The following is a 12975-nucleotide window of genomic DNA, read 5'->3' as shown; positions in this document are numbered from 1 at the left end:
AATAAGGAGAACGAACCATGAAGATATTTAAAGCCTTAACTATAGCGGGCTCTGACAGCGGCGGAGGTGCAGGCATTCAAGCGGATCTCAAGACCTTTCAGGAACTAGGCGTATATGGAATGTCAGCTCTAACAGCAGTAACGGCTCAGAATACGTTAGGTGTACAGGGTGTCTTTCCTATAGAGAAGGAAGCTGTGGCCCAACAGCTTACTTCAATCGGTGAAGATCTGCAACCGGCTGCGGTTAAGACAGGGATGCTGTTTAGTGCTGATATCATTCGTGTCGTAGCGGAAAAAGTAAAAGGTTACGGGTGGACAAATCTTGTAGTAGACCCGGTCATGGTCGCCAAAGGAGGTTCCAAGCTGTTACAGCAGGAAGCTGTACAATCCTTGATCACATCCCTCCTGCCACTGGCTTTAGTAACCACACCAAATATACCTGAAGCAGAAATATTAACAGGGTTAACCATTTCTAATTTAAATGACCGCGAAGAAGCAGCCCGGAGAATCTCAGCAATGGGATCACGTTACGTGGTAATGAAAGGGGGGCATGATTCCAGCAGTGAAGGCGTAATCGATATATTATTCGATGGGCAAGAGTTCCATTACTTGGAGAGCAAGCGGGTTGAGACTCGTCATACGCATGGTACTGGGTGTACCTTCTCGGCAGCAGTTACAGCTGAGCTTGCCCGGGGAAAAACGGTACTAGAGGCGGTTCGTACGGCCAAAGCCTTCATTCAAGCAGCTATTGAAGATGAACTGGGCATTGGAGCCGGGCACGGGCCAACAAACCATTTTTCCTATCAAAATCGAGTACGGGGTGAGCGTCATGACACGATATAACAGCACTATCCTAAGCGAATCGTTGAAGGTGTATTTCATTATGGGCAGCATGAATTGTCGCAAGACACCTGAAGAGGTATTATCTGAGGCGATTGCCGGGGGGATAACGATGTTTCAGTTCCGTGAAAAAGGCCCCGAGTCGCTGATAGGCGAAGCCCGATTTGATCTGGCTAAAAGGCTGCAGCAAATTTGCCGATTGAACAGCGTCCCTTTTATCGTCAATGATGATATCGACTTAGCCATTGCCCTGGACGCTGACGGCATTCATGTGGGACAGGACGATCAGCCGGCTCGTTCTATTCGGGAGCAAATCGGTGAGAATAAGATTGTAGGCGTCTCTGCCCATACATTGAAGGAAGCGCAACAAGCTATTGCTGACGGAGCTGATTACCTCGGGATCGGACCAATATATCCAACTACATCGAAGGATGATGCCAAAGAGGTTCAAGGGACTAAGATCATTGAAGAACTGCGTGAAAATGGATTGACGATTCCGTTGGTCGGGATTGGGGGGATTACACTGACGAATGCCATCCCTGTCATTACTGCTGGTGCGGATGGCATTTCAGTGATTTCTGCTATTGCAGCGGCAGATGATATAAGCGGGACGGTGGGAAATTTTGTGCGGGTTGTTCGAGAACATATTCTCGAACTTCGTCGACTGGAAGCATAAGGTCTTCCTCCGAGTCAAGCTATGTTGTCGAGAAAATACAATTCTTAGCATTCTATGCGCTTACCCGGGTAATAAACGTGTGGCTATTTTTTTGTACACACATATAAAGCATGACTACTCGTTCCCAATATAGAAGGCTCTTTGCATGTTCTAAGATGATATTTAGTCCAAACCTCGAATTCTTCAGGTGATAATCCATCCACAATAGGACTGATTAATGGGCTTATTCCATCTGAAGCTGCATGCGTAAGTTTTTCTGTAGGCGTACTGAACATCATTTGCTCTAGCTCCTCAGGGGCATGGAAATAAGCATCCGTCCAAAAGCAATCCTCTTCATTAGATGACGTAAATCCTTTATCCAGAATTCGGTCCACCCAACTTTCATCCAAGAACTTTCGATCACCTTTTACGAGGTAAGGAAATACCGAATACTTGGTTATATAGGCAATCGCAAGTATGCCACCGGGCTTCAAAACGCGCAAACATTCGGAAATGCATTTTTCTTGGGCCTCACGATCAATCAAGTGATACATAGGACCGAGGCACAGAACCACATCAAAGGTTTCACTTGTAAATTCGGACAAATTAGTAGCATCTGCAACTTTTGCATTCATCCGAAGAGGAGCACTATTTTTAAGCTTGGATTCAATGATTTGAATATGCTTCGGGGTTAAATCAGTAGCTGTGACTTCATACCCTCGTTCGGCATAATACATGGAATATACTCCTGTCCCTGCACCTACTTCGAGCACTCGATCCGACGGCTTCATATACTCATTTAGAATGGTTGTCGTAGTAATGAACTCTAATCTTCTAGCATTATTGGATTGCAATCGGGAATCTTCATCGTATGTACTGTAGAAATCAACAATATTGCTCATGGGTAAGTTTCCTCTCAAAAAAGGTTCTATATAAGAGATGAACTTAAGATATTAACTTAAGGCTCAGGCGTCACTACCGTGAAGATTTGGACTTCCGGCCGCTGTTGTATCCAGATTTCTTTGATTTAACTCGCTATTTAGCGGTTGAAATCCGGATACAGCTTATGCTTTCGAAGCTAGCTTTCCTACGGAAAGCTTTCGGGCGGTCGCTATCGCTCCTACAGTTCCAAATTTCCCTTTCGTTCCTTTTCGCTTTTTGTTATTTTCTTTTGTTCAACTTATATATTTCTTCAAGTAATCTATTTTGCAAATAAATGTGTAGGAATTTCAAACCATACTTTGCCGATTATTTTATCTTTTTTTACAAAAGGATTGGGCCATAAGTGAGAGTCGAAGCTTTCGTTACGATTGTCACCTAAAAAGAAGTACTGGTCATCAGGAACGGTTACGGGCCCATAGTTATAATTCATTTTGTCTTTGATATAGGGTTCATCTACAAGCTCTTGATTTCGATATAATAGCCCGTCCTTAACCTCTACAACATCCCCAGGGAGACCTATTAATCTCTTCACATATTTTTTAGGTTCCACCGGAGAATGAAAAACAACAATATCGCTATGCTTAAGCTTAGTCATCCACATTAACTTTTCTACAAATAGGCGATCATTGATTTCAATAGTGGGTATCATGGACCCTGTGGGTACTTTCATGGCTTCTGCCACATAGGTTCTGATGAAAAGTGATAATATCACGGCAATGATTATGCTGGGTAAATATTGTTTCAGTGTATTCTTCATTAAAATAAAGCTCCATTTCACATGGGATTCTTGTTAATACTGTCTTATAAATTCTTTGAATCTGGTGCCTTGATAGATCAGTTCTCCTTGGTCACCAACAGTAATCAACCCATATTGGTCAGAACGTACTTGCAACTCTTTACGGGTATGATCTTCGAACTCAAAAGTAATAAAGTGGCTAGTATTAGCACTCGAATCCCCGGACCCTCCCCAAACTTCAGATCTCTTGTCTACAATTTTACTTCTCTGTCTTGTAATTTCAGCAGCATTATTGGAGAAGTAGCTACTCAATCCCTTTATGATGACATACGCGAACGTTCCAAAGACTAAGGTAAATATTATTCCTCCAAATAAGATGAAGAATAACGGCAGCTCACTAATAAAATCAAAAAAACCATTATTTTGATTGGGATTAATCATTTTTCACAGCCTTTGCGAATGAATTGGTTAGGATTCTCTCCAAGCCGCTCATAGGATAATAACCACTTTCCTTTAACTCTAAATACATTATATTCAAGATTTGTTTCGCCATTTAGCCTAACTAAATACTGAACATTATCATTCTTTATTTTTTTACTAGATAGGATTTGGTAAGAGTGAATAGGGTGTTCCGTTAAGTTATTTTTAAAATCTTTTATTTTTTCATCTGCTGTTTTAGTACAGCCTTGAAACATTAATGAGACCCCTGTATTTATATCTCTCTCTATAATAGCTGTCATAAAATCATGGATTACCTGATCAGGTGTTCGTTCAGATTGGGTTGGTAGCCATTTAATTAATCCTGTGAATATTAAAATTAGAAATCCAATGATTAGTAAAAATACTAATTTCCTATTATTTAGAGATTTGATTTTTAGCTTTCCCATCGAGTTACCCTTTGCGGTTAAAAACCGGTTTTTCCAAGGAATAAAGTTCGTCTTCGATTTGATTGGTTTTTTCTTGAATCAGCAAGCGGGCATCTGTTATTGCCTTGTTGTAAATGTGAGGTCCGAGCTCTTTTATCATAAAATCAATAAATTGTTCAGCACCTAAATCACCTATCGTTTCGGATCTTTCTTCTTCAAAATAATTCTTCACGTTGTTAATCATCTCATCCTTAATCTCTTTAGGCAGTTTTAATAAAATCATTATTCATCTCCTCCTTGATTTCGGAAACCAAGTCACACTTCATCTACAATGTATAAATCCCCATACTTAGGGTCATTCTTCACTTTGCCTTCGTCCACTTTACCGGTAAATGCAACCACTGGGTATGTGATTATCAGATATTTTCTAACAGCTATTTCAGGAGACGGCATCGGGAAAAACAACACATAGAAAAGAAACAAACCGGCTATGATCAAAAAGAATTGCGTTTTCTTCTTCATGGTCCCCCCTGTGTTAAAATGCCTTACAACAAATATACCACTTATCCCATAATAAGGGATATCCTTTATTTACTGCGGAACATTTGATATCTTTACCACGTTCGTTTCTTTGGGAGTGTGTTAGTAACAGCCACAGTTAAGATTTCCATAGTCTTTCAACATGCTTCAAATCCATCTCTTCAAATTCCAACTTATAAATATCCGGCTTTGAGGTCTGAGCCCAAAATTCATATCCATAGTTTTTCTCAAAATAATTCAATATGATCGTCATAATATTCCCATGAGTTCCGATCGCAATCTTTTTCCCTTTATTCTCAATGATAAGTTTGTTAATGATGGGTATTGATCTTTGCTGGGCTTGTCTTGTTGTTTCTCCTTCTAACATACAATAATCAATATCTACAAACGACCTTTCTATTCCCCTCAATAAATCGACTTCTGCTATTTCGTTCTTTATACTCGCAATTGCCCTTTCCGCTAATTCTTCATATTGAACAATCTCTTTACCTAAAATATCAGCTAAAGGTCTAACCGTGTCGATTGCACGAGCAAATGTACTCGAAACAATAACATCAATCCCTTCGTTCTTCAGTAGATCAGCAACCTGGCGTGAATCCAACTTTCCCTGTTCGGATAATCCCCGATACTGCTCGTTATCCAAAGTAAATGGAGAAATAGCATGCCTGATAAAATAGATATAGGTTTTCATAGAGTCTTCCGCCCCCAGGTTTTATATAAAAGTAGACCTAAGAAATAAATGAGAAGTGAAACTAAGAAACACAAAAAATATCCCAACCCATTCAAGTGAAGTACTACAAAATAGTTAGTATTATATTGAAAATCATTTGGTTCACTATGACTAGCATTTACGAGCTTTTGAATCACGAACAGAACAAAAGGCATTAATAAAGAAATGATGATGCCCGTAACAATTTCCCGTATTTTCAAAGCTACACCTCGTTATTATCTATATAGGTTGAACTTAAGATTTTTAGAATAAGGGATTCGTCGCACTGTGGTGAATGTTTGGACTTCCGGCCGCTATCTTCGTAAGACTTTAAATCCCCCTTCGTCACCCATTGCCTTTTCCGCATAATAGCCACTCACTCCTCTCAAGATATACGAACACGCTGGAGAGATTCAGAATCAGTATTCCTAACACCCTCCCTCTAGATGTACGAACACGCGTAGATACCTGCTCAAGATGAATGCGTAAGCCTTACGGACTCAGCGGACGCTATTTACTCCATTTACCTACATTCCTTATCTATGCGGACTCAGAAGGCCTTATTTACAAGAATTCGGCTATAAATAGCCCCGTATTCATAAATAACGGCATCTGTGTCCGCATAACTTACTTATAGAGCAATTTATAGACAATAAGGGATCTGGAGTCCGCATAGCGTTCTTAACCCGATCTCATCTTATATAATTAAATATTTTCTCAACAAAATGTGTTACCTCGAACTTGTGCAGTTCATCTAAGCTTATCCATCGAGCTCATAATTCTTATGAAGTGACCTCACATTATATATAATTCTGATATGATGCATTTCCTCTAACTGATCCTCTTTGTAGGGGTATATGATGGTATAAGATTTTGCGATTTTGAGAGTTCCTTCAATATCAGCTATCCCTGTTTCTTCTAAAAACTCTCTTTGAAGTGTTTCATAAGGCTCTTCCCAAAATTCTATAGTTCCACCTGGCAAATCCCATTTGCCTTTATGGGGTCCTCTTGATTTCTTGATGATTTATTTCAAGTTAGGTATTAAAAAATTAATTATGTAAGTGTTTATTATTTCAGGTTGTTCCATTGACATTCCATGTCCTACATTCGGTATTAATTCAGCCTGAATTCTTGGGATATATTTCGTTGCCCTTGCGAGTACTTTTCTCGGATCATATATCGCTTCTTTATCTCCAACAAGTAATAAAACACTAGTCTTTATTCCTTGTAATTCATCATTAGGTAGAACACTTGGCCATGATGACCTCGATTTCTCCTTTTTTCTTTTTATTCTCAATGCGCGTCTTAGATTTATCCCTGCTTCAAATTGTTGAATAAATAAAGGGTCTAAATGATACCTACCCCCAAACATCCAATTCATAAATTTCTGCAGGACCTTTCCTTTCGAAAATAACAATAGGGAGAAGATTCTTAGAAAAAATTGCAACCTAAAGGGTTTAAAAGTTGCAGCAGGACAAAGTAAAATAACCTTGTTAACATATTCAGGAAAATGGTGCGCGAAATTAAGGGATATAAAACCTCCATATGACAATCCTGCAATATTGGGTTTCTCTAAATGAAGCCCTTGGATAACTTCTAGTAACCATTCCGAATATTCACTTCTATCCGTGGGCTTTCTACTGGAAAGACTTTTGTTGGCATCCCCAATTATATCAATACAATAGGTACAAAATTCTGCACTCAGTCCTTCAATATTGGGATACCACATAGTTGAACTAAAACCCAGACCATGTAAGAGAATTAATGGGGGCTTATTTTCAGAACCACTAATGATTACATGTGTTTCCCCATAAGTTGTTGATACATTAATCGTTTTAAGTGGAACAGGCCATAAAGAAAGACATGCATCGTAAGTATCGCAATAATCTTGATAACACTTTTCTTTTGATTGTTTCAAAATAGCAACGCTCCATTCTACCGATCTATCAGTAACTAGCTATAGCTTATTAGCAGCCCATTTACGATCACCTAATACCACTGAAGTCTCAATCTGTCTTTCAGGTATGCTCCAATATTTTTGTAGTAGTCGCTCTTTTTCTGCTACCGTTGTAAGTGTAAAGCCATTCTTCTCATAAAATTTTATGGCCCACACTGCTGATTGCCACGTTCCGATTAAAATTGGTTTCTCAGTTATAGTGACGATATGATTTAGCAATTTACTTCCAATCCCACTATTTCTTTCATTCGTACGCACATAAGCATGTCTTATTAGGGAGACCTCTCCCTTGGGCTGAGTACCCATGACACCTATAAGCTGATTCATAGCATCCGTATATCCCCAAAATACTACACCTGCATTAATTTCACGTTCTAATTCGTCCATACTCATATAAGGTTCATGATACCGATCTTCAGGAATAACACCTTCATAGGCCCTTGCTGCATCATTAATAATTTGATTTATCACTTCGGTATCGTCACTTACACATAATCTAATCATATAATCAACTCTCCCTTGCTTCGATCTAGTCTAAGGATCAATTCTGCTGCCTGTTTTCGGTTTTTTACGATGATTATTTCTTTTTCATCTTTCACTTTTGCAAGCTTATTTAGTGTATTCACTCTACTTCGTTTCCTATAATTCCAAACCCATTTTATGAACTCAAAATCAAATTTTTCGGGGCATTCCTCATTCATGTCGGGTCTAGTTTTCTTATGATACATAATTCTTCTTTTTAGTATTCGATAGAGACAAAGCCATCTCGACATATCTAAAAAAATGATCAAATCAGCCCTCTCAAGTCTTTTATCTAAAGTTCTTGAGTAATTACCATCAATGATCCAATGCTCTTGCATCGTAAAATATTCGACCCGTTTGTCCCACTCTTCATTCGGGGTAGGTTCCCAATTAGGCTTCCAGTAATACTTGTCTAAATGAATAACCGGGAGCTTAAATATCCCACCCAGTTGCTGAGAAAGTGTTGATTTCCCCGACCCTGCTGAACCTAGAACAAGTACTCGATTCATTGACTGGGCTCCTTTGCTTCTGTATAGAAAGTTTGGAGAACTCTTGGTTCGTTAGTTTTAATAAAATCTCTAATGGTATTTGCACATTCCGATACTGAATTCATATGCGTATTTACTTCTAGGTCATACTGGATATTCTCATGTACAATTGTATATTGTGCGCTAGCTAAACCTATAGGCCTGTCTCCTCTTTCCTGTTCCCGACGTTCCAATTCATTAATTGGACAGTGAACCCCGATCAAGAATGTACGGGTATCGGATAATAACTGAACACATTCTTCCAACCATTTAGGATCAACTAATACATGATCAACTATTATATTTTTGCCGGCCATTGCAAACGCTAAAATGTAATGATGAAATAGCGAAATTACTGGTTTTTCTATGATTTCTTCATCTTCAATCCTTCTAATATCTTCTCTTGTGATGTGCTCACCAAACATATTCATCAACATATCATTCACGCCAGATATAGCATGATCCACTGAAAGATACATGAAATCTTCTTTAAGTATTTTTATTAATTCCTTTGAAATGCTGGTTTTCCCTGAACTTGATGTGCCATTAATAAAAATAACGGTTCCTTTACGCACTTTATAGCCTTTTGGCTCATGGGTGAACATAAATACACCTACCTTTGAAAGTTGTGTTCATTTTACAACTTAATAAAGTCATCTTTGTTGTTTCTAATGTACGAGTTCATCGCTTGAATGGTTAGCAGCACACTAACTTGGTATTCACTGTATATCTGATTTATTGAATCGGATAAGTTCATATCCTTTTCTAAATCAGATGGGAATGCCTCTCTCCATATGCCGTTAACGTCTTTGTTTTTATTCTCGATGATAGTTTCCAATTGCTCCATAAGCATCAACATTTCGTTATCCTTGAAAAAAGCGATTCCATCTTTCAAACCTTTCCAAGCCTTGAGTTCATTCATAAAGTAAGCAGCGAACCAATACAATTCAACATTCGATTGAACATGGTTATGAAAAGCATAGAACAAATATAATGCTCTTTGGCCCTCATTTAATTGATTATATACCTCAGATTTAGTGGTTAACGTCTTACCGCGGACTGAAATTAATACGGGTTCAATGCATAACCAACTAAGGTTATCTTTAAGTAGATCCTCTTGATTAATAGGAATCCGCATTCAATCCTTCCTTTCTATAGGTCCTGTGGTACATCTATGCCCCGATACTAAAATATTTACATCCCTCTTAACAGTTTTATCCTCAAGCTCATGCATAAATTCTGATACCCTTTTAATAATGCTATGGATCTCTTCAACGCCTTGGATACCTGTCACTATTTCAGTTGTTTGAACAGCTCTTTCTTGTGGAGAAGAATATACATAATCAAACATAAATCATTCATTTAGCCTCCTTACTTGTATTTGGGTTGACCTAACCAAACCTCTGTACTGTATTTTATCGAGATTACACCGTCTTTAGCGATATCATTAAACCGTTGTTTATGTGCATCCTGAAAGGCAACGAACCAATCTTCACTTTCATCTGGTGATTCCATATTGGAGATCACCGCTCCCCAGTATTCATCCCAACTCTCGTGATGCTCTTGATTAAATAGAAACCTACTGGGTGTAGAATCTCCATAAAAATAATTCACGGGCTCCAAATGCCTTGTCGCAGCTAATCGGTTCTTGTATTGTTCGTTATTAAATAGTTGAATTGTATCTCGCAGAAAATTAAAGTCATCATGATAAGAGAAAATAGCTAAACTACCGCTCGGTTTTAGTATTCTTTTAAATTCTTCAATAGTACTCTCAGGGGGAAACCTATGATATGCATTTGCTGCTACAATTAAATCAACCGAATAATCAAGCAATTTTGTGTCCTAAGCTACCCCAGCTATGTATTCTATATCTTGTCTCTGTTGAGTAGGGCAATCGATATTTTGCATATTTCAGAGCTTTATCACGAGTCATTGGATTCATCATTTAGTAGGAGCTCCTTTACTTTCAACTAAGGATCTTAATTCTTTCTCATTAATTCCATTCTGTACAAATTGATATTTAACACCTGTCAGTCTCTGAGCCCTGTCTATGATCTGACCTAAGTGGTAGCTCGTGTGTTCAACCAAATGATACAGATTATATAAATCGATGTGATCTTGCTCGACCGACTCCAACGTAGCCTGAAAGTGACTAAAGGTTAATTTAAGTTCTGAAATGAGTTGATCTTTCTCCTCATTCATACTAGGGAAATAATCTTCAATTCCCTTAGCGTACGTCAAAGCCGGATTAGATAATCTTAATGAGTGTCTTTTAACTTGTTCGATAACATGAAAAGTAATCCCACCAATACTGTTCATACCCACCTCATCATCCCTACAGGCCCAAATGATCCGGGTATCTAAGCTTTCCAGACATGTTATGAACTTAGGAAGATAATGATCGACCATTCGATGCATCGAAACCGTACGGAAATATTCCAGTGTAGTGTCTGCGTTCATCTGAATCCATCTCCTTTTAAAAAAACTACTCATTGATTTATAGCTTACGCTCAATACTCTCCTGTAATCTCTAGTAGGTTGCCATCAGGATCCTCAAGCATAAAACAATAGTAGGGCTGGACAATATTTATGTACAACACATCAGAAACTTTTCCGATATTTAATGATTTAATGCGTTCATAATCACCTCTAAGATCTCTTATTTCCACATCCAAATTGGGCCCACCTATCCATGTTAAGTACAACCTAACTGCATCTCTGCACTCCTCCTTGGAGTATTTAATATCAATAAACCCAGCCTTCGAATGATCTCAAGCTGGGTTTATAAGTTGGATTGGTGTTTTATGATAAGTGCGTGTTTAAGAATGAGCCATAGCCGAAGATGAAGTTCCAACAAATACAACGAGAGCAATCAGTACCATGAAGATCTTTTTCATATACTCACCCTGTTTGTGCCCTATGCCTTAGGGCTGATTAGAATCCTCCACCATTCTACAACAAATTCCATAATTAGGATATATAATATTGTGTTACATATAACTTTATGTTTGTATCTAGCGGTTTTACTCAGCTCTAATTATCGAATACTGGTATGAGTCCTTCCATTTCCCCTTATGCCACATATGTTCCCTGAAATGTCCCTCATACTCCATACCAATCTTTTGCATAACTTTAGCGGATCCAATGTTATACGGGCGACAGGTAGCATATATTCTGTGAAGACCAAGGTTCTGAAAACCAAATTCAAGCAAAACACGAGCAGCTTCAGTAGCAAATCCTTGTCCCCAATAGAGCCGATTATAACAATAACCCAGTTCTCCCTGGCCCACTCCGCTCATGTGAATTCCACAACCACCTATTAATTGATTCGTGGCTTTCAGAACCACTGCAAATTCAAAGCCTCGACGAGGATCTTGTCTTTGCATTTCCATCGTTAAGTTAATAAAGTCTCTAGTTTCTTCTTCCGAACTCGGTCCCCAAAACATGTGTTCTACCACTAAAGGATCAGAAGTATACAGATGAACACTCTCAATATCTTCAGTTACAAATTCTCTGATAATTAATCTTTCCGACTCAAAGTACAAGATGAAACTCACCTCTCTTCGAAATTATCTCATTCTGTTCTTCAATATATATGATCTTAGATAAAACCCATACTTCTCATAGAACCGTATAGCTCTTTCATTCCCATATATAACCGATATGGATATACTTTCGGCTTTTTGATTCTCTATCCATTCGATTGACTGGTTAATTAATGAAGCACCTATTCCATTACTACGATAATCTTCTGAAACATAAATCGAATCAATTTCAGCTTCTCCCTTTTTTGTTATAGAACTGATACAGTATCCTATGTGTTTATTTGTAGTATCATCAATTGCTAATATGATTTGTAGTTGCCCATGTTCTACTTTAGATAACAATTCTTTTGATCGTTCATGAAAAGTAATTCTACTGAATGGGTGATTCATATTTCTCGAAATATTCCCATGATGATCTACTAGTTCATTCCATAGCGGTTCAACTACCTCAAGTCCAGTGTGATCGATATGATAATAATTTACTGGCATTTGATTTCACCTCTATTTATTTCCATATTTTCAGCCTAATCTCTTTCTAATCATTCTGATTTGCCCTCTATGGTTAATTTCATCTTCAAATACGTGATACCACATAAAATAATAATTTGCTGGTTTGTTATACCAAAATTCCTCTTCTTTATTTAACCAATCATCATCCACTTCTTTGAATAATTCTAAAGTTCTAAGTCTTACACTATTCATTCGATCTATGTAATAATTCAAATCATTTCCTTTAATGATTTCTCGTCCTTCATCTCCTAATTTTAATGCGGGTCCCCATTCAAGCAATTCATCTTCAGATAATTCTCTTCTTTCAAATGTCTGTATTTGATAAGCGTATTCTACTGCTGCAAAGTGTAATAATAATGAACCAATCGAATTGCACTGAGGATCTAACAAGAAATCCAGTTGATCTATGGTTAAATCTTTAGTGGATTCTATTGTTGTATATCTAGCATAATTCATCATAGATATCAAACGGCTGATTTGTGGTGTATATCCTGGAATATCAGTAATGAGATATATCTTTTCCATGTTTATCAGCTTCCTCGCTGTAGTGAATGCCCGATGTCTGTTTACTAGAGGAGTTGTCGATACTGCCTAGTAAATAACTTTAATAGGTGGTAATGACGATGT

General features: G+C 38.0%; 21 protein-coding genes and 1 pseudogene. 2 read left to right on the top strand and 20 right to left on the bottom strand.

What is annotated here, in order from left to right; all coding sequences use genetic code 11:
* The first annotated feature begins 17 nt into the window (after positions 1-17).
* A complete protein-coding gene (thiD, locus tag J2T20_RS19180; RefSeq protein ID WP_307590946.1) occupies positions 18-842 on the top strand; it encodes a bifunctional hydroxymethylpyrimidine kinase/phosphomethylpyrimidine kinase in 825 nt (274 codons plus the stop codon).
* Positions 829-1515, top strand: coding sequence for a thiamine phosphate synthase (thiE, locus tag J2T20_RS19175; RefSeq protein WP_307590945.1), 687 nt, complete (start codon positions 829-831; stop codon positions 1513-1515). Before thiD ends, thiE begins: the two co-directional genes overlap by 14 nt.
* Positions 1516-1598: 83 nt before the next feature.
* Here the strand turns inward: thiE and J2T20_RS19170 are convergent, their stop codons facing one another.
* The 20 genes and pseudogenes from J2T20_RS19170 to J2T20_RS19080 form a co-directional block, all read right to left on the bottom strand.
* Complete coding sequence (locus tag J2T20_RS19170; RefSeq protein ID WP_307590944.1) at positions 1599-2396, bottom strand: class I SAM-dependent methyltransferase; 798 nt, start codon at positions 2394-2396, stop codon at positions 1599-1601.
* 299 nt (positions 2397-2695) lie between these two features.
* On the bottom strand, positions 2696-3193 hold the full coding sequence (lepB, locus tag J2T20_RS19165; RefSeq protein WP_307590943.1) for a signal peptidase I: 498 nt from the start codon (positions 3191-3193) through the stop codon (positions 2696-2698).
* A gap of 33 nt (positions 3194-3226) precedes the next feature.
* The gene (locus J2T20_RS19160; RefSeq protein ID WP_307590942.1) at positions 3227-3613 is read right to left on the bottom strand and encodes a DUF2500 domain-containing protein; all 387 of its coding nucleotides are present in this window, start codon (positions 3611-3613) and stop codon (positions 3227-3229) included.
* On the bottom strand, positions 3610-4059 hold the full coding sequence (locus J2T20_RS19155) for a hypothetical protein (protein ID WP_307590941.1): 450 nt from the start codon (positions 4057-4059) through the stop codon (positions 3610-3612). Before J2T20_RS19155 ends, J2T20_RS19160 begins: the two co-directional genes overlap by 4 nt.
* 4 nt (positions 4060-4063) lie before the next feature.
* Complete coding sequence (locus J2T20_RS19150) at positions 4064-4321, bottom strand: DUF2164 domain-containing protein (RefSeq protein WP_307590940.1); 258 nt, start codon at positions 4319-4321, stop codon at positions 4064-4066.
* A gap of 32 nt (positions 4322-4353) precedes the next feature.
* Positions 4354-4560 (bottom strand): hypothetical protein, encoded by a 207-nt coding sequence (locus J2T20_RS19145; RefSeq protein WP_307590939.1) that lies wholly within the window; start codon positions 4558-4560, stop codon positions 4354-4356.
* 136 nt (positions 4561-4696) lie between these two features.
* A complete protein-coding gene (locus tag J2T20_RS19140; protein ID WP_307590938.1) occupies positions 4697-5269 on the bottom strand; it encodes a histidine phosphatase family protein in 573 nt (190 codons plus the stop codon).
* A gap of 778 nt (positions 5270-6047) precedes the next feature.
* Complete coding sequence (locus J2T20_RS19135; RefSeq protein WP_307590937.1) at positions 6048-6269, bottom strand: NUDIX domain-containing protein; 222 nt, start codon at positions 6267-6269, stop codon at positions 6048-6050.
* Positions 6270-6311: 42 nt separating this feature from the next.
* Positions 6312-7205, bottom strand: a complete 894-nt coding sequence (locus tag J2T20_RS19130) for an alpha/beta fold hydrolase (RefSeq protein ID WP_307590936.1) — start codon at positions 7203-7205, stop codon at positions 6312-6314.
* Positions 7206-7244: 39 nt separating this feature from the next.
* Positions 7245-7748, bottom strand: a complete 504-nt coding sequence (locus J2T20_RS19125; RefSeq protein WP_307590935.1) for a GNAT family N-acetyltransferase — start codon at positions 7746-7748, stop codon at positions 7245-7247.
* On the bottom strand, positions 7745-8275 hold the full coding sequence (locus tag J2T20_RS19120) for a DNA topology modulation protein (RefSeq protein ID WP_307590934.1): 531 nt from the start codon (positions 8273-8275) through the stop codon (positions 7745-7747). Before J2T20_RS19120 ends, J2T20_RS19125 begins: the two co-directional genes overlap by 4 nt.
* A complete protein-coding gene (locus tag J2T20_RS19115) occupies positions 8272-8898 on the bottom strand; it encodes a chloramphenicol phosphotransferase CPT family protein (RefSeq protein ID WP_307590933.1) in 627 nt (208 codons plus the stop codon). The genes J2T20_RS19120 and J2T20_RS19115 overlap by 4 nt, the downstream gene beginning before the upstream one ends.
* Positions 8899-8930: 32 nt before the next feature.
* Positions 8931-9431, bottom strand: coding sequence for a hypothetical protein (locus J2T20_RS19110; protein WP_307590932.1), 501 nt, complete (start codon positions 9429-9431; stop codon positions 8931-8933).
* Positions 9432-9664: 233 nt separating this feature from the next.
* The gene (locus tag J2T20_RS19105) at positions 9665-9907 is read right to left on the bottom strand and encodes a hypothetical protein (protein ID WP_307590931.1); all 243 of its coding nucleotides are present in this window, start codon (positions 9905-9907) and stop codon (positions 9665-9667) included.
* 114 nt (positions 9908-10021) lie between these two features.
* A pseudogene (locus J2T20_RS25835) lies at positions 10022-10126 on the bottom strand (methyltransferase domain-containing protein); the annotation flags it as partial.
* 108 nt (positions 10127-10234) lie between these two features.
* Positions 10235-10753, bottom strand: coding sequence for a hypothetical protein (locus J2T20_RS19100; protein ID WP_307590930.1), 519 nt, complete (start codon positions 10751-10753; stop codon positions 10235-10237).
* Between the two features lie 50 nt (positions 10754-10803).
* Entirely contained in the window at positions 10804-10968 is a 165-nt protein-coding gene (locus J2T20_RS19095; protein ID WP_307590929.1) for a hypothetical protein, read from the bottom strand.
* 348 nt (positions 10969-11316) lie between these two features.
* The gene (locus J2T20_RS19090; RefSeq protein ID WP_307590928.1) at positions 11317-11838 is read right to left on the bottom strand and encodes a GNAT family N-acetyltransferase; all 522 of its coding nucleotides are present in this window, start codon (positions 11836-11838) and stop codon (positions 11317-11319) included.
* 24 nt (positions 11839-11862) lie between these two features.
* The gene (locus tag J2T20_RS19085) at positions 11863-12327 is read right to left on the bottom strand and encodes a GNAT family N-acetyltransferase (protein WP_307590927.1); all 465 of its coding nucleotides are present in this window, start codon (positions 12325-12327) and stop codon (positions 11863-11865) included.
* Between the two features lie 30 nt (positions 12328-12357).
* Positions 12358-12873 (bottom strand): DinB family protein, encoded by a 516-nt coding sequence (locus J2T20_RS19080; protein ID WP_307590926.1) that lies wholly within the window; start codon positions 12871-12873, stop codon positions 12358-12360.
* Between the last annotated feature and the right edge of the window lie 102 nt (positions 12874-12975).

The organism is Paenibacillus wynnii (assembly GCF_030812855.1).
Classification (GTDB): Bacteria; Bacillota; Bacilli; order Paenibacillales; family Paenibacillaceae; genus Paenibacillus_AQ; species Paenibacillus_AQ wynnii_A.
This window is presented reverse-complemented; position numbering and strand designations above follow the sequence as displayed.

Coding starts and splice junctions, on each gene's coding strand:
- thiD (WP_307590946.1), top strand. CDS start 18: ATGAAGATATTTAAAGCCTTAACTATAGCGGGCTCTGACAGCGGCGGA.
- thiE (WP_307590945.1), top strand. CDS start 829: ATGACACGATATAACAGCACTATCCTAAGCGAATCGTTGAAGGTGTAT.
- J2T20_RS19170 (WP_307590944.1), bottom strand. CDS start 2,396: ATGAGCAATATTGTTGATTTCTACAGTACATACGATGAAGATTCCCGA.
- lepB (WP_307590943.1), bottom strand. CDS start 3,193: ATGAAGAATACACTGAAACAATATTTACCCAGCATAATCATTGCCGTG.
- J2T20_RS19160 (WP_307590942.1), bottom strand. CDS start 3,613: ATGATTAATCCCAATCAAAATAATGGTTTTTTTGATTTTATTAGTGAG.
- J2T20_RS19155 (WP_307590941.1), bottom strand. CDS start 4,059: ATGGGAAAGCTAAAAATCAAATCTCTAAATAATAGGAAATTAGTATTT.
- J2T20_RS19150 (WP_307590940.1), bottom strand. CDS start 4,321: ATGATTTTATTAAAACTGCCTAAAGAGATTAAGGATGAGATGATTAAC.
- J2T20_RS19145 (WP_307590939.1), bottom strand. CDS start 4,560: ATGAAGAAGAAAACGCAATTCTTTTTGATCATAGCCGGTTTGTTTCTT.
- J2T20_RS19140 (WP_307590938.1), bottom strand. CDS start 5,269: ATGAAAACCTATATCTATTTTATCAGGCATGCTATTTCTCCATTTACT.
- J2T20_RS19125 (WP_307590935.1), bottom strand. CDS start 7,748: ATGATTAGATTATGTGTAAGTGACGATACCGAAGTGATAAATCAAATT.
- J2T20_RS19120 (WP_307590934.1), bottom strand. CDS start 8,275: ATGAATCGAGTACTTGTTCTAGGTTCAGCAGGGTCGGGGAAATCAACA.
- J2T20_RS19115 (WP_307590933.1), bottom strand. CDS start 8,898: ATGTTCACCCATGAGCCAAAAGGCTATAAAGTGCGTAAAGGAACCGTT.
- J2T20_RS19110 (WP_307590932.1), bottom strand. CDS start 9,431: ATGCGGATTCCTATTAATCAAGAGGATCTACTTAAAGATAACCTTAGT.
- J2T20_RS19100 (WP_307590930.1), bottom strand. CDS start 10,753: ATGAACGCAGACACTACACTGGAATATTTCCGTACGGTTTCGATGCAT.
- J2T20_RS19085 (WP_307590927.1), bottom strand. CDS start 12,327: ATGCCAGTAAATTATTATCATATCGATCACACTGGACTTGAGGTAGTT.
- J2T20_RS19080 (WP_307590926.1), bottom strand. CDS start 12,873: ATGGAAAAGATATATCTCATTACTGATATTCCAGGATATACACCACAA.